The sequence below is a fragment of the Enterobacter cloacae complex sp. S1 genome (assembly GCF_014930525.1).
GTDB classification, from domain to species: Bacteria; Pseudomonadota; Gammaproteobacteria; order Enterobacterales; family Enterobacteriaceae; genus Enterobacter; species Enterobacter hormaechei_C.
Genome location: NZ_JADBRE010000037.1, coordinates 1 through 14502, shown reverse-complemented (window position 1 = coordinate 14502; position 14502 = coordinate 1). Strand labels below are relative to the sequence as shown.

Genomic DNA, 14502 nt, shown 5'->3' with positions numbered 1-14502 from the left:
ACCGTATGATAGACGCTACGATCGCTGTTGCGAATGAAACGCACCGAAACAATTCCTGAAAACTGTGAAGCGAACTAATAATTCACCCGCAGGTCTCACTTTTTTGCCTGAGCCGGGAGGCTGGCACAGGCAAGGTTTCGTGTGGCGATATGTTGAACACAGCAACAGCCATAACAACAAAAGGAAGCACAATGTTTAAGTCTTTTTTCCCAAAGCCGGGGCCCTTTTTCCTGTCGGCATTTATTTGGGCACTGCTGGCTGTCATTTTCTGGCAGGCCGGTGGCGGCGCGTGGCTGACCCGTCTTACGGGGGCAACGGGCGACATTCCCATTAGCGCAGCGCGTTTCTGGTCCATGAGCTATCTGCTTTTCTACGCTTATTACGTGCTCTGCGTAGGGCTTTTTGCCATGTTCTGGTTCGTCTATTCTCCTCACCGCTGGCAATACTGGTCGATTCTCGGCACGTCGTTAATCATCTTTGTCACCTGGTTCCTGGTGGAAGTGGGCGTAGCGGTCAACGCCTGGTATGCGCCGTTTTACGATCTGATCCAGACGGCGCTGAGTTCGCCGCATAAAGTGACCATCAATCAGTTCTACCATGAGGTGGGGATCTTCCTCGGCATCGCCCTTATCGCCGTGGTGATCGGCGTGATGAATAACTTTTTCGTCAGCCACTATGTGTTCCGCTGGCGTACCGCGATGAACGAACACTATATGGCGCACTGGCAGCACCTGCGGCATATCGAAGGTGCCGCACAGCGTGTGCAGGAAGACACCATGCGTTTTGCCTCTACTCTGGAAGATATGGGCGTGAGCTTTATCAACGCCATCATGACGCTGATCGCCTTCCTGCCGGTGCTGGTGACGCTCTCGTCGCACGTTCCGGAGCTGCCGATTGTCGGCCATCTGCCATACGGCCTGGTGATTGCTGCGATTGTCTGGTCGCTGATGGGAACGGGGCTGCTGGCGGTGGTGGGGATCAAGCTGCCGGGGCTGGAGTTTAAAAACCAGCGCGTGGAAGCGGCCTACCGTAAAGAGCTGGTGTATGGCGAAGACGATGCCAACCGTGCGTCACCACCTACCGTGCGTGAGCTGTTTGGCGCCGTACGTCGTAACTATTTCCGCCTCTATTTCCATTACATGTATTTCAATATCGCGCGCATTCTTTATCTTCAGGTTGATAACGTTTTCGGGTTGTTCCTGCTGTTCCCGTCCATCGTTGCGGGTACGATTACGCTCGGTCTGATGACCCAAATCACCAACGTCTTTGGTCAGGTTCGCGGTTCGTTCCAGTATCTGATTAGCTCCTGGACTACGCTGGTGGAGCTGATGTCCATCTACAAACGTTTACGCAGTTTCGAGCGTGAGCTGGACGATAAGGACGTGCAGGAAGTCACCCATACATTAGGTTAAAAAGGAATTGCTATGCCATTTGCCGTACCACGTGCATTACCGCTGACGTTACTCGCCGCTTTTGTGCTGGCGGGCTGTGCCGAAAAAGGGGCTGCCCCGCTCAAAGAAGGGGAGAAGCCCGTTGATGTGGCGAGCGTGGTGCGGCAAAAAATGCCCGCCAGCGTGAAGGATCGCAGTGAGTGGGCTGATGCGCTGGCAGCGACCTTCAAAAGCCAGAAGATCGCGCCTACCGAGGAGAATATCTGCTCGGTGCTCGCGGTGGCGCAGCAGGAATCGATGTATCAGTCAGATCCTGTTGTGCCTGGCCTGAACAAAATTGCCTGGAAAGAGATCGACCGCCGGGCTGAATCGATGCATATCCCGGTTTTCCTGGTGCATACCGCCCTTAAAATCACCTCGCCAAACGGTAAAAGCTACAGTGAACGGCTGGATACGGTGAAAACCGAGAAACAGCTTAGCGCCATTTTCGATGATTTCATCAATATGGTGCCGATGGGGCAGAAGCTGTTTGGCTCGCTAAATCCGGTGCATACCGGCGGTCCGATGCAGGTCAGTATCGCATTTGCGGAAAAGCATACCGACGGCTATCCGTGGGATATCGACGGTACGGTACGTCAGGAGGTCTTCTCCCTGCGCGGTGGGCTGTGGTTTGGGACGTATCACCTGCTAAATTATCCGGCCAACTACGATAAACCGCTGTATCGCTTTGCCGACTTTAACGCGGGCTGGTATGCCAGCCGAAATGCAGCCTTCCAGAATGCGGTAAGCCGCGCCAGCGGCGTAAAGCTCGCTTTGGACGGCGATCTCATTGCATATGGCAGCAGTGAGGCAGGGACAACCGAACGTGCGGTGCGAAAACTGTCGACAAAGCTGGAGATGAGCAACAGCGACATTCGCCGACAGCTGGAGAAGGGCGACAGCCTGGCGTTTGAGAAAACGGATCTGTATAAGCAGGTCTTTGCGCTGGCCGAGAAGAAAAGTGGAAAGGCATTACCCAGAGCCATTCTGCCAGGCATTCAGCTGGAAAGCCCGAAGATCACGCGTAACCTGACGACCGCCTGGTTCGCGAAACGCGTGGACGATCGTCGGGCACGCTGTATGGGACTGTAATCAGTGGCGGTTGCGCCAGCGCAGGACAAGGGCAATCACGCCCAGAACCATGCTGCCCGCGAGGAAGGGAATGAGTCCAAATACGGTGCTCACGCCTAAACCGATTTCAACGCGCGGGCGGCCTGTATCCTGCACCTGCATCAGATGCTCATACACGCCAGGGGCATGCACCAGCATATTCAGCAGTTGGGTTCCTGCCCAGAAACAAAACAGAACAAACAGGGCATAGGCAATATTCCCCGCCGTGGAGGTTTTTGGTTGTTTTCCGCCAAAAATCGGTTTCGACAATGTAAAGTCTGCCATAAGACCTCCCGAAAATATCACTCTGTTTAATACGCGTCGTACAGGGTGAGTGTGACAGGTCATAGCATTTGTCAATATCAGAATCGTGGGAAATTCGGCTCAGGATTTCTCCTGGATTGTCGATTTCTGCATCACGTCACAAATTGATAACATAAGTGAAACTGCGCTGCATTTCAGAATTTACGTATCCGCCACAGACGCCTTTATCAAACTGTGAGAGGATAGTTTTTTTCTGCCGGAGTTGTCATGAAGCTCACTTCCAAATTACGCCGTGACTGGCATTACTACGCCTTTGCGATCGGGCTGATCTTTATTCTCAACGGTGTTGTCGGGCTGCTGGGATTTGAAGCGAAAGGCTGGCAAACCTATGCGGTTGGGCTGGTAACCTGGGTAATCAGTTTCTGGCTGGCGGGATTTATTATCCGCCGTCGTCCCGATGAGACGACGACGGCAGAGAAAGCTGACTAAGCGTTAGTTAACGGAACTTTTCAGGGCGCTGTCATCGGCGTGGCGCTCCAGTGCCAGTTCAATCAGGCGGGTGATCAGTTCCGGATAGCTTATCCCGCTGGCCTGCCACAGCTTCGGGTACATGCTGATATTGGTAAAGCCCGGCAGGGTGTTGATTTCGTTAATCACCACCTCGTTATCCGGCGTCAGAAACACGTCGACGCGCGCCATCCCACAGCATCCCAGCGCCTGATAGGCTTCAACGGCGATCGCCCGGATCTTGTCGTTAACGTCGGGATCGAGCGCGGCGGGAACCACAACCTGGGCACCTTTGTCGTCAATATATTTGGTGTCGTAGGAATAGAAGTCACTGTTCAGTACCACTTCACCACAGGTACTCGCCTGCGGGAAGTCGTTGCCCAGTACGGCGCACTCAATTTCACGACCGTTAATTCCCTGCTCAACCACCACCTTATGGTCAAACTCAAAGGCCAGACGAACGGCATCGTTAAACTGCGCTTCGCTGGTGACTTTGCTGACGCCGACGGACGAGCCCTGATTCGCCGGTTTCACAAACAGCGGCAGGCCGAGTTGCGCCTGGATCTGCGCGAAGCTGTGTTTATCGCGGTTGGCGCGAGTGAGCGTCACGAACGGCGCAATATTCAGACCGGCGTCGCGCAGGAGACGTTTTGTGACGTCTTTATCCATGCAGGCGGCAGAGCCCAGCACATCGGAACCGACAAACGGCAGGTTCGCCATCCGCAACATGCCTTGCAGGGAGCCGTCTTCGCCCAGCGTGCCGTGAACGATAGGGAATACCACGTCAATCTGTGCCAGCGCCTGCGCGTTCCCGGCATCGATAAGCTGTCCCTGTTCCACGCCTGGAACCGTTGCGACGCTGATATCAGAAGGATTAAGGGCAATGTGCGCCGGATCGTCAGCGTGTAACAGATACTGGCTGGCATCGTTAACATGCCACTGGCCCTGTTTATCAATGCCCAGCAGCACCACGTCAAAACGGCTTTTATCAATCGCATCAACGATATTTTTAGCCGATTGCAATGACACCTCGTGCTCTGCCGATTTTCCCCCAAAGACAATACCTACGCGCTGCTTTGCCATCTCACTCTCTTCCAGTCTGACGAAAAGCCAATAACATACCACGATGCCCGGCGGGTTTCGCGGCCTTCTGCCATAATGTTTTGAGGGATGCTGAAGGGGGGCGCGTGAAAGGAAAAGGTCTGCTTATTCTTATTGTTATTGCCGGGATCGCCACGGTGGGCTACCGCTGGTTGCCGCCGTATTACAATCCTTTCGTGCCGCTTACGCTTGACGATCCGCCCGGAAAAATCACCCAGTTTAAACTTCGACGTTTAACACCCCAGGCGTGCGAAAGCCTGTTAGCGCAGGCGAATCAACGCCAGCTTATCCGTATCCAGGCTGTCGCTGACAGCGCCGGTGAGTGTCCGCTGAGTAACGTGGTGCGCGTGCGCGATTTTGGCCCGGTGAGCCTGAACAGCAGCTTTCTGGCCAGTTGCCCGCTGGCGTTAAGTTCGGCGCTGTTTGTCAGCCAGCAGGCCCGACCGCTCACCAAAACCTGGACCGGAAGCGAGCTTACGCGTATTGAACATCTGGGCAGCTTCGCCTGCCGCAATATCTACAGCCGCCCGGATGCGCGGCGCAGCGAACATGCCACGGCGGATGCGCTGGATATCAGCGCTTTCAGGCTGGCAAATGGACAGCGCGTTACCGTCCTGAACGGCTGGAAAGCGGAAAAGACGCAGCCCTGGCTACAGGCCCTGCTCTCGGCAAGCTGTGGCTATTACGGTAACGGTCTGGGGCCGGACTATAATGCCGCCCATGCCAACCATTTCCATCTGGGGATGCGCGGCTATGGATTATGTCGATGAAGCATAATCTTCCGCCAAAAATTGGATAAATTGTGACTTATTTCACAAATGTGATGACTGGGAAGATAAAACACCAAAGTCTGCAAGGCCGCATCTCTGGCGCTATGTCATTGCGCGTAACTTGCTAATCTGTCGGCGAATTCGCCTAAAAATGAAGACTATTTCTGTTATGGAATCCTGGAAAGTTAATCTCATTTCAGTCTGGTTCGGCTGCTTCTTCACCGGACTGGCTATCAGCCAGATATTGCCCTTCCTGCCGCTGTATGTGTCGCAGCTGGGAGTGACTTCCCATGAAGCGCTCTCGATGTGGTCCGGCCTGACGTTCAGCGTGACGTTTCTGGTCTCCGCCATTGTGTCGCCGATGTGGGGCAGCCTGGCGGATCGCAAGGGGCGCAAGTTGATGCTGCTCCGCGCCTCGCTGGGGATGGCGATAGCCATTTTGCTCCAGGCCTTCGCCACCAACGTCTGGCAGCTGTTTATTCTGCGGGCGATAATGGGGCTGACCTCCGGTTATATTCCAAATGCCATGGCGCTGGTGGCCTCACAGGTACCGCGTGAGCGAAGCGGCTGGGCGCTCAGCACGCTTTCCACCGCCCAGATCAGCGGGGTAATTGGCGGCCCGCTGCTCGGCGGCTTCCTGGCTGACCATGTCGGGCTGCGTGCGGTCTTTATCATTACCGCGATCCTGCTGACCATCAGCTTTCTGGTCACCCTTTTTCTGATTAAAGAGGGCGGGCGGCCTGTTGTCAGCAAATCCGAACGCCTGAGCGGAAAAGCGGTTTTCGCCTCGCTGCCTTATCCTGGCCTGATGATTAGCCTCTTTGTGACGACGATGGTGATCCAGCTCTGTAACGGTTCGGTAGGGCCGATTCTGGCGCTGTTTATCAAGTCGATGGCGCCGGACAGCAGCAACATTGCTTTTCTGAGCGGGATGATTGCCGCGGTGCCGGGCGTGTCGGCGCTGATGTCTGCTCCGCGTCTGGGGAAACTGGGCGACAGGATCGGTACGGCACGTATTCTGATGGCAACGCTCATCATTGCGGTGATCCTTTTCTTTGCCATGTCATTCGTCACCACACCTCTTCAGCTCGGCATCCTGCGCTTCCTGCTTGGCTTCGCAGATGGCGCCATGCTGCCCGCTGTTCAGACGCTGCTGGTGAAATATTCCAGTGACCAGGTAACCGGCCGCATTTTTGGCTACAACCAGTCGTTCATGTATTTAGGCAACGTAGCGGGCCCGCTTATCGGCGCCTCGGTCTCGGCAATGGCGGGTTTCCGCTGGGTATTTGCCGCGACGGCGGTGGTGGTCCTGCTGAATATTATTCAACTGGCCTTTGCCTTGCGACGCCGCAGGCGAATCGCCGAGGCAAAGTCGGCCCGGTAAACACGATAATATATTATTTATTCTTATGAACGCCGCATTTTTATATAACGAAATGCGGCGCCTTTCTTTCAGGAAAACGTTTCGCTTTCGCGCTGAAATATCTTTTTTGGCAGCGATGTCACTTTTGCATAAGATAAAGCCAATCCATGCTTTTCATTATTCAGAGAGGGTGTTAATTTCAGGGGAAATCACATAAGGAAATAGCACCATGAAAAATCTCATTGCTGAGTTGTTGGTTAAGCTTGCCCAAAAGGAAGAAGAGTCGAAAGAGCTGGTTGCCCAGGTCGAGGCGCTGGAAATCGTTGTGACGGCGCTGCTGCGACAGATGGCAAAACCGGAGCAGGAGGCGTTGATCGACAACGTTGAAGGCGCGCTGGAAAAAGCGCGTCCTGATTCCCAGGTGCCTGCGGAAGATGCGGAGCTGCTTCAGCAATACGTAAAGAAGCTTTTAAGGCATCCTCGCAGCTAACCTGTCTGAGGTGAAATGACGTGTCACAGAATTGTCATGCAGGATGCCTGGCGTCGCTCTGTTTTTATTTTTACACATTTATGCAGGGAAAATTAAATTGAGACAGAGCACACCTTTCACCGCATAATTTCTGTTATTAATTACCGCCTCCCCCCCGGCGAAACCGGTTAATGAATATTGTGCCGATACAGGGCTGAAATAACCGCAGAGCCCGGCGAAAATCAGAGTCGCAGGGTGGTTTTTTTCCCGTAACGAGCCAGACTTAACGTGGAACTTCACATAAAGGATGGTGCAATGAAAACAACAATACTGGTTACCCTGCTCTCTGGCCTGTGTCTGATCGCCTCAGCACACGCGGAAGAGAAAACGTTAACGCCCCAGCAGCAGCGCATGACGACCTGTAACCAACAGGCGACATCGCAAAGCCTGAAAGGGGATGCCCGTAAAACGTACATGAGCGACTGCCTTAAAAATGGTGCGGCTAAACCCGGTGAAAAAAGCCTGACCCCACAGCAGCAAAAAATGCGTGAGTGCAACGCCCAGGCGACACAGCAGATGCTGAAAGGCGACGATCGCAGCAAGTTTATGAGCGCGTGCCTCAAAAAACAGGCGTAGTGCTAACGGGTGAGTCACGGCTGTGGCTCACCCAAAATTTCATACTTTCCCCGCTATCCCCCTCTCTATAATTTGGGAAAATGTTTCAGAATATTCCCAAAAATGATGAATGATGAGTTTTATGACAATCACGAGAACATTCGGGAAGCGTGGCACCAGCAGCTTTCTCAGGATGATTCATACCGTTCCGGTCTGCGATTTGCCCGGCGAATACGGCTGGCACGCATCGTTGGTCTGGCGGCGCTATTTGTTCCGCTTGCCAGCGTTCTGGTGAGCCAGTTTCTTTCCGGCGTCTGGTGGTTATTGCTGGTGGGCTGGGTCTTTGTCTGGCCCCATCTGGCCTGGCAGCTGGCTTTTCGTTCGGCTGAACCCCACAGCAGTGAAATTGTTAATCTGAAAATCGATGCCATTATTGCCGGTGTCTGGATGGGGCTAACAGGGTTCAATGCGCTACCAACGGCGGCGCTGATCGTGATGATCGGCATGAATATGATGGGATCGGGGGGATGCCGGTTATTTCTGACAGGACTCGCGCTACTTGCCCTGTCTGCCCTGTTGACCGTGCAATCCACGGGTACTCCTGTGGTATTGACCTATGAACCGCTGTCGTTGTGGCTGACGCTCCCCGTGCTGGTGGTCTACCCCATACTGTTTGCCTGGCTCAGCCACCGCACGGCGATCCGTCTGGCAGAGCATAAGCGTCGGCTTGAGCTGATGAGTACCCGCGACGGAATGACCGGCGTGTTCAATCGCCGTCACTGGGAAACGCTGCTGCGTAACGAATTTGAGGCCTGCCGTCGCAGCCATCGACAGGCGACGATACTGCTCATCGATATCGATCACTTCAAGACGATCAACGACACCTGGGGGCATGACGTGGGAGATGAAGCGATTGTCGCCATCACGCGCCAGCTTCAGCTGACCCTGCGCTCAGGCGATTATATTGGCCGTTTTGGCGGGGATGAGTTCGCGGTGATCATGTCCGGCACGCCTGCCGACAGCGCGATTGCAGCGATGTCGCGCGTCCACGAACGGCTGGTCAACATGCCGCTGCACGGAGCACCTATGGCGAGGTTGTGTATCAGCGTTGGGGTTGCCCCCTGGGGGGCGCAGTTCACCCACTATCGTGAATGGCTAAAGGCGGCGGACGTGGCCCTCTATAAAGCCAAAAATGCCGGACGGGGCCGCACCGAAGTGGCCGCCTGACGCCCGGCGTAGCGCATCAGGACTTACTGAGCTTCTCTGATTTTTCCATGCATTTTTCCATCGCCTCGATCACGGCGGAGCGGAACCCGCGATCTTCCAGCACGCGCACGGCTTCAATGGTTGTGCCCCCCGGTGAGCACACCATATCTTTCAGTTCGCCCGGATGTTTACCCGTTTCCAGCACCATTTTGGCCGAACCCATCACCGCCTGCGCTGCAAATTTGTAGGCCTGCGCGCGCGGCATTCCACCCAGTACGGCGGCATCAGCCATGGCTTCGATAAACATAAAGACATACGCCGGGGCAGAGCCGCTCACGCCGACTACCGGGTGGATCATCGGTTCGGCAATCACTTCCGCTTCGCCGAAGCAGCGGAAAATATTCAGTACATCCGCCACGTCTTCAGATGTGACCAGCGCGTTCGGGGTAACGGATGTCATACCGGCATTCACCAGCGACGGGGTGTTTGGCATGGCGCGAACAATCTTACGGTCGTGGCCCAGCGCGCGGGCGAGCTGATCGAGGGTCACGCCTGCGGCAATCGACACCACCAGGGTCTCTTTGTTAAGGCTGGAGGTGATCTCGCTCAGGACTTTAATCATGATATTCGGCTTAACGGCGCCAAAGACAATATCCGCCACCTGAGCCACGTCCTGTGCGCTTTCGGCAGCGTTGACACCATACTCATCACGCAGCGCCGCGACTTTATCCGGGGATGGGGTATAGACCCAAATCTGCCCCGGCAGCACCTGCCCGCTGGCAATCAGTCCGCCGAGGATAGCTTTGCCCATATTTCCGCAGCCGATAAACCCGATTTTCTTATCCATCACGTCTCTCCGTTATTATGCGTTGTTATCTCTCATTGATAGCTTAACAACGAAATGCAGGCGACAATAGTCACCAGAATCATAATGGGGAGAGACTATGGCGATTTGGGTTGATGCGGACGCGTGTCCGAATGTCATCAAAGAGATTTTATTTCGTGCTGCCGAGCGCGTGCAGATGCCGCTGACGCTGGTGGCGAACCAGAATATCCGCGTGCCGCCCTCCAGATACATCCGTTCTCTGCGCGTTCCGGCCGGGTTTGACGTGGCGGATAACGAGATAGTACGCCTGTGTGACGCAGGAGATCTGGTGATCACCGCGGATATCCCGCTGGCTGCCGATGTACTGGCGAAAGGGGCGGCGGCGCTGAACCCGCGCGGAGAACGCTATTCGCCGGCAACGATCCGCGAGAAGCTCACCATGCGTGATTTTATGGATACGCTTCGTTCCAGCGGCGTGCAAACCGGTGGGCCGGACAGCCTGTCGCAGCGCGATCGCCAGCAGTTTGCCGCCGAGCTGGATAAATGGCTGCTGGAAGTGAAGCGCCGCCCGGCGTAGCCCACCTCCGGGCGGTTTTGTGGTACAGTGTGGCTTCCACAGGCTTGTCATTCCGTACCGCTTTGCAGTAAAGTTAGCGCAACATCTACTGCAATCATTTCTTTACAGCCTTCAGTTATCCGGCAGCAAGGGGAACACCTGGTTATGAACCCACCCATCTTTTTAGTTGGCCCTCGCGGCTGTGGGAAAACCACCGTTGGTCTGGAGCTGGCGCGTCTGTGCCAGAGTCAGTTTGTCGATACTGACCATTGGCTCCAGGAGAATGCCGGTAAGACCATTGCCGATATCGTTGAGGATGAGGGTTGGGAGAGCTTTCGTGCGCGTGAAACAGCCACGCTGGAAGCGGTGACCGCGCCGTCAACCGTGATCGCGACCGGTGGGGGCATTATTCTGGCACCGTATAACCGCCAGTTTATGCGCGAAAAGGGTGTCGTGATCTACCTCTGTGCCCCGGTCTCTACGCTGGTGGGGCGGCTGGAGGCGTTTCCGGAAGAGGGACAGCGCCCGGCGCTGACCGCGAAACCGCTGAGTGAAGAGGTCAGCGACGTCCTCGCCGAACGCGATGCACTGTACCGCGAGGCGGCACACCACGTTGTGGATGCGTCAGCGTCACCCGAGAAAGTTGCGATTCAGATTATTACCGCCCTGCGTTTGGCTTGCGCCAGCTAACAGCCGTCTATACTCATAGCTCAGACATAAAAAAAGGATGAGCTATGCCAACCAGACCTCCCTATCCACGTGAAGCCCGCATCGTTACCGTTGAAAAAGGTAACGGCGATCAGACCGTAACCTGGTACCAGCTGCGTGCCGATCACCCTAAACCTGATTCGCTGATCAGCGAACATGAAACCGAACAGGAAGCGCTGGATGCGAAACGGCGCTATGAGGATCCTGAGAAGTCCTGACAAGAATCCGAATCCGTTACAACCGTGCCTGAATCACACTTTTAACTTATCGCTGATGTTAAGCAGCAGTTAATATTTAGTTATTACAGGTGGATTCGGAAAGGCCAGTCGATCTTTACATTACGGTGTAGAGATCCCCTGCTACCCTTGGTGCTGTTTTGTTGAAAAAATGAACAGTGCAGCGTAGTAAGCCTGTACCTGTGTGGCAGTTGTGGTAGTAACGGAAGGCGATCAAAATGAAGGCGACGTTGGCGATCCTCACGATTGGTGTGGTCCCTGTAAGCGAAGTATTACCGCTCTTAACCGAGCATGTCTCTGAACAACAAATCACGCATCTCAGTTTGTTAGGGAAGCTGAGTCGGGAAGAGGTCATGGAGGACTACGCGGTCGGAGAGGGGGAAGATCCCCTGGCAACGTTACTCAGTGACGGTAAACTGGCGCATGTGTCGCGCCAGAAAATCGAGCGCGCGCTACAGGGCGTGATTGAAGTGCTCGACAATCAGGACTATGACGTCATTTTGCTGATGAGCACGGCACCCGTAAAAGGACTCAGCGCGCGTAATGCCATTCTGCTCGAACCGATGCGGATTATCCCCCCGCTGGTGGCCTCAATTGTTGATGGTCATCAGGTTGGGGTCATCGTTCCCGTTGAGGAACTGCTGGATAACCAGACGGTGAAGTGGGCCGCGCTGGAGCACACCCCGCTGTACGCGCTGGCAAACCCGTTCTGGGACAGCGAAGCGAAGCTGATTGCGGCCGGGCAGGAGTTGATCGACAGAGGGGCGGATGTCCTGATGCTCGACTGCCTGGGCTTCCATCAGCGGCATCGTGATTTACTGCAAAAGGCGCTGGATGTTCCGGTGCTGCTCTCTAACGTCCTGATGGCGCGCCTGGCGTCAGAATTACTGGTGTAATGATTTTGCGTGACAGGTCATGAGCATGGCCCCTATAGTGGATTTTTCTCAATAAATATAAGGGCCAGTTCATGCTTCAAAGTAACGAATACTTTTCCGGTAAAGTGAAATCCATTGGTTTTACCAGCAGCAGCACTGGCCGCGCCAGTGTCGGCGTAATGGCGGAAGGGGAATACACCTTTGGCACCGCAGAAGCGGAAGAGATGACGGTGGTCAGCGGCGCGCTGAACGTCCTGCTGCCGGGTGAAACGGAGTGGAAAGTCTATAGTGCCGGGCAGGTCTTCAACGTGCCGGGCCACAGCGAGTTCCATTTACAGGTTGCAGAGCCAACCTCTTATCTGTGCCGCTATCTGAAATAAAAGCATGCCGGGTGGCGCATTCGCTTACCCGGCCTACGTTTTGCCTGTCAGCGCTGCGCTTCGCCGCCGAGACCTTCCACCAGGTTCTGAATCAGCGCCGCCAGCTCGCCGGTCATCAGGATAAAGTCTGCGTCAAAGCGCTGAGCATAATCTTCGCGGTCGATATCTTCGTTCTGATCGCGCAGTTCATCGCAGAACTTAAGGCGCTTCACGGAGCCGTCATCACACATCACAAACTGAATGCGCTGCTGCCAGTCGAGTGCCAGTTTGGTCACCACTTTGCCCGCTTCAATGTGCACGGCGATTTCGTCGCTCACCAGATCCTGTTTCTTCGCGCGGATCACGCCGCCATCTTCCAGCAGCGCTTTCAGCTCTGCTTCATCAAGGATCTGGAAGCCCTGCGCGGCAGTCCCGCTGCGCACCCACTCGGTCAGGGTCAGCTCAATCGGCGTTTCCAGCGCCAGCGGTACCACCGGTAATGAGCCAAGGCTCTTACGCAGCAGCGCCAGCGTATCTTCCGCTTTTTTGGCGCTGGCGCAGTCCACCATGATCAGCCCGTTAACAGTGTCGATCCACATCATGGTCTGGCTAAAGCGGCTAAAAGCGCGCGGCAGCAGCGAGTGCAGCACTTCATCCTTCAGCGAATCTTTTTCGGTTTTTTTAAGCTTACGGCCCTGTTCAGCTTCCAGCTTGAAGATCTTCGCTTCGAGCGCCTGCTTAACCACGGGCGTCGGCAGGATCTTCTCTTCTTTACGGGCGCAAACGATGATTTGCCCCGTGCTGCTGGCGTGGGTCAGCGCATCGCTTTGAGAACCCATTGGCGGAACCCAGCCGGTTTTTGCCATATCCTGGCTACCGCAAGGGGTAAAGGAGTAAGCGGCTAACTGTTTTTCCATCTCTTCTGCACGCAGCGAAACGTCGCGGCTGAGACGGTAAACCATCAAATTTTTGAACCACAGCATGATAATTTCCACGGCCTTGTCGTTAAATCAGCGGGCATGATAACGAATTGTCGCATCGCTTGCATTGCTAATCGGGAAGCGGGCTTCTACTCTGTTGATAATCAAAATAATGAGGAGTGTCTTGTGCGTATTGGGATTGATTTGGGCGGCACCAAAACAGAAGTCATTGCGCTGAGCGAGCAGGGAGAGCAACTGTTTCGCCACCGTCTGCCCACGCCGCGCGATGATTATCACCAGACCATAGAAACAATTGCCCGCCTGGTCGATATGGCGGAGCAGGCAACGGGCGAGACGGGGACGGTCGGGATGGGGATCCCCGGCTCCATTTCGCCGTATACCGGCGTGGTGAAAAACGCCAACTCCACCTGGCTCAACGGTCAGCCGTTTGATAAAGACTTAAGCCAGCGCCTGAACCGGGAAGTGCGTCTGGCGAATGATGCCAACTGCCTGGCGGTCTCTGAAGCCGTGGATGGCGCAGCGGCTGGCGCGCAGACCGTATTTGCGGTCATTATCGGCACCGGCTGCGGGGCGGGCGTGGCCTTCGGTGGGCGCTCGCATATTGGCGGCAACGGCACCGCGGGCGAGTGGGGGCACAATCCGTTGCCGTGGATGGATGAAGATGAACTCAAATACCGCGCCGAAGTGCCGTGCTACTGTGGCAAGCAGGGCTGTATTGAGACCTTTATTTCCGGCACGGGGTTTGCCACCGATTATCATCGTCTGAGCGGTCAGCCGCTGAAAGGTAACGAGATTATGCGTCTGGTTGAGGAGCAGGATCCGGTGGCTGAACTGGCGCTCAGCCGCTACGAAATGCGGCTGGCTAAGTCACTGGCGCATGTGATCAATATTCTTGATCCCGACGTGATTGTACTGGGCGGAGGCATGAGCAACGTCGACCGGCTGTACGCCACGGTGCCAACGCTGGTGAAACAGTGGGTCTTTGGCGGCGAGTGCGAAACGCCGATCCGCAAAGCCGTCCACGGTGACTCCAGCGGCGTACGCGGCGCGGCGTGGCTCTGGCCGGAATAAACGCAAAACCGTTTTTGATGTTTGTAGCCTCTCCCCGTGGGGAGAGGCTACCCCAGTAATTTGAAAGCAAAAGCTATAACGTTGCCTCAGAATAA

At 55.2% G+C, this 14502-nt stretch carries 18 protein-coding genes; 14 read left to right on the top strand and 4 right to left on the bottom strand.

Features of this window, described 5'->3' with window-relative positions:
• Positions 1 to 191: 191 nt before the first annotated feature.
• Both sbmA and IM290_RS19970 read left to right on the top strand, forming a co-directional pair.
• Complete coding sequence (gene sbmA / locus IM290_RS19975; RefSeq protein WP_003859162.1) at positions 192 to 1412, top strand: peptide antibiotic transporter SbmA; 1221 nt, start codon at positions 192 to 194, stop codon at positions 1410 to 1412.
• A gap of 12 nt (positions 1413 to 1424) precedes the next feature.
• The gene (locus IM290_RS19970; protein ID WP_017383149.1) at positions 1425 to 2522 is read left to right on the top strand and encodes a DUF1615 domain-containing protein; all 1098 of its coding nucleotides are present in this window, start codon (positions 1425 to 1427) and stop codon (positions 2520 to 2522) included.
• Here the strand turns inward: IM290_RS19970 and IM290_RS19965 are convergent, their stop codons facing one another.
• Complete coding sequence (locus tag IM290_RS19965; protein ID WP_003859159.1) at positions 2523 to 2825, bottom strand: DUF2755 family protein; 303 nt, start codon at positions 2823 to 2825, stop codon at positions 2523 to 2525. It lies immediately after the preceding gene.
• Positions 2826 to 3071: 246 nt separating this feature from the next.
• On the opposite strand from IM290_RS19965, the gene IM290_RS19960 reads away from it, so the two are divergent.
• Positions 3072 to 3293, top strand: a complete 222-nt coding sequence (locus tag IM290_RS19960) for a DUF2754 domain-containing protein (RefSeq protein WP_015571318.1) — start codon at positions 3072 to 3074, stop codon at positions 3291 to 3293.
• Positions 3294 to 3296: 3 nt separating this feature from the next.
• Here the strand turns inward: IM290_RS19960 and ddlA are convergent, their stop codons facing one another.
• Positions 3297 to 4394 (bottom strand): D-alanine--D-alanine ligase, encoded by a 1098-nt coding sequence (gene ddlA, locus IM290_RS19955; RefSeq protein ID WP_193041827.1) that lies wholly within the window; start codon positions 4392 to 4394, stop codon positions 3297 to 3299.
• A 104-nt stretch (positions 4395 to 4498) separates the two neighbouring features.
• On the opposite strand from ddlA, the gene IM290_RS19950 reads away from it, so the two are divergent.
• From IM290_RS19950 to adrA, 5 genes are all read left to right on the top strand, one after another.
• Positions 4499 to 5182 (top strand): extensin family protein, encoded by a 684-nt coding sequence (locus IM290_RS19950; protein WP_193041826.1) that lies wholly within the window; start codon positions 4499 to 4501, stop codon positions 5180 to 5182.
• A 169-nt stretch (positions 5183 to 5351) separates the two neighbouring features.
• Complete coding sequence (locus tag IM290_RS19945) at positions 5352 to 6566, top strand: multidrug efflux MFS transporter (protein WP_015571317.1); 1215 nt, start codon at positions 5352 to 5354, stop codon at positions 6564 to 6566.
• Between the two features lie 208 nt (positions 6567 to 6774).
• A complete protein-coding gene (gene iraP / locus IM290_RS19940) occupies positions 6775 to 7035 on the top strand; it encodes an anti-adapter protein IraP (protein WP_003859148.1) in 261 nt (86 codons plus the stop codon).
• 294 nt (positions 7036 to 7329) lie between these two features.
• A complete protein-coding gene (psiF, locus tag IM290_RS19935; RefSeq protein ID WP_015571316.1) occupies positions 7330 to 7650 on the top strand; it encodes a phosphate starvation-inducible protein PsiF in 321 nt (106 codons plus the stop codon).
• A gap of 102 nt (positions 7651 to 7752) precedes the next feature.
• Complete coding sequence (adrA, locus tag IM290_RS19930) at positions 7753 to 8856, top strand: diguanylate cyclase AdrA (protein ID WP_193041825.1); 1104 nt, start codon at positions 7753 to 7755, stop codon at positions 8854 to 8856.
• A 16-nt stretch (positions 8857 to 8872) separates the two neighbouring features.
• Here the strand turns inward: adrA and proC are convergent, their stop codons facing one another.
• Positions 8873 to 9682 (bottom strand): pyrroline-5-carboxylate reductase, encoded by an 810-nt coding sequence (gene proC, locus IM290_RS19925; protein ID WP_015571314.1) that lies wholly within the window; start codon positions 9680 to 9682, stop codon positions 8873 to 8875.
• A gap of 97 nt (positions 9683 to 9779) precedes the next feature.
• On the opposite strand from proC, the gene IM290_RS19920 reads away from it, so the two are divergent.
• The 5 genes from IM290_RS19920 (at position 9780) to ppnP (ending at position 12416) form a co-directional block, all read left to right on the top strand.
• The gene (locus tag IM290_RS19920; RefSeq protein WP_003859141.1) at positions 9780 to 10238 is read left to right on the top strand and encodes a YaiI/YqxD family protein; all 459 of its coding nucleotides are present in this window, start codon (positions 9780 to 9782) and stop codon (positions 10236 to 10238) included.
• Between the two features lie 144 nt (positions 10239 to 10382).
• Positions 10383 to 10907 (top strand): shikimate kinase AroL, encoded by a 525-nt coding sequence (aroL, locus tag IM290_RS19915; RefSeq protein ID WP_017383154.1) that lies wholly within the window; start codon positions 10383 to 10385, stop codon positions 10905 to 10907.
• A gap of 44 nt (positions 10908 to 10951) precedes the next feature.
• Positions 10952 to 11143, top strand: coding sequence for a protein YaiA (yaiA, locus tag IM290_RS19910; protein WP_003859135.1), 192 nt, complete (start codon positions 10952 to 10954; stop codon positions 11141 to 11143).
• A 236-nt stretch (positions 11144 to 11379) separates the two neighbouring features.
• Positions 11380 to 12057, top strand: coding sequence for an AroM family protein (locus tag IM290_RS19905; protein WP_003859133.1), 678 nt, complete (start codon positions 11380 to 11382; stop codon positions 12055 to 12057).
• A gap of 71 nt (positions 12058 to 12128) precedes the next feature.
• Positions 12129 to 12416, top strand: coding sequence for a pyrimidine/purine nucleoside phosphorylase (gene ppnP, locus IM290_RS19900; RefSeq protein ID WP_003859131.1), 288 nt, complete (start codon positions 12129 to 12131; stop codon positions 12414 to 12416).
• 47 nt (positions 12417 to 12463) lie between these two features.
• Here ppnP and rdgC read toward each other — a convergent pair whose 3' ends face one another.
• The gene (gene rdgC / locus IM290_RS19895) at positions 12464 to 13378 is read right to left on the bottom strand and encodes a recombination-associated protein RdgC (RefSeq protein ID WP_006809928.1); all 915 of its coding nucleotides are present in this window, start codon (positions 13376 to 13378) and stop codon (positions 12464 to 12466) included.
• A gap of 123 nt (positions 13379 to 13501) precedes the next feature.
• Here rdgC and mak point away from each other — a divergent pair, with 123 nt between their 5' ends.
• A complete protein-coding gene (mak, locus tag IM290_RS19890) occupies positions 13502 to 14407 on the top strand; it encodes a fructokinase (protein ID WP_003859127.1) in 906 nt (301 codons plus the stop codon).
• The last annotated feature ends 95 nt before the right edge of the window (positions 14408 to 14502 follow it).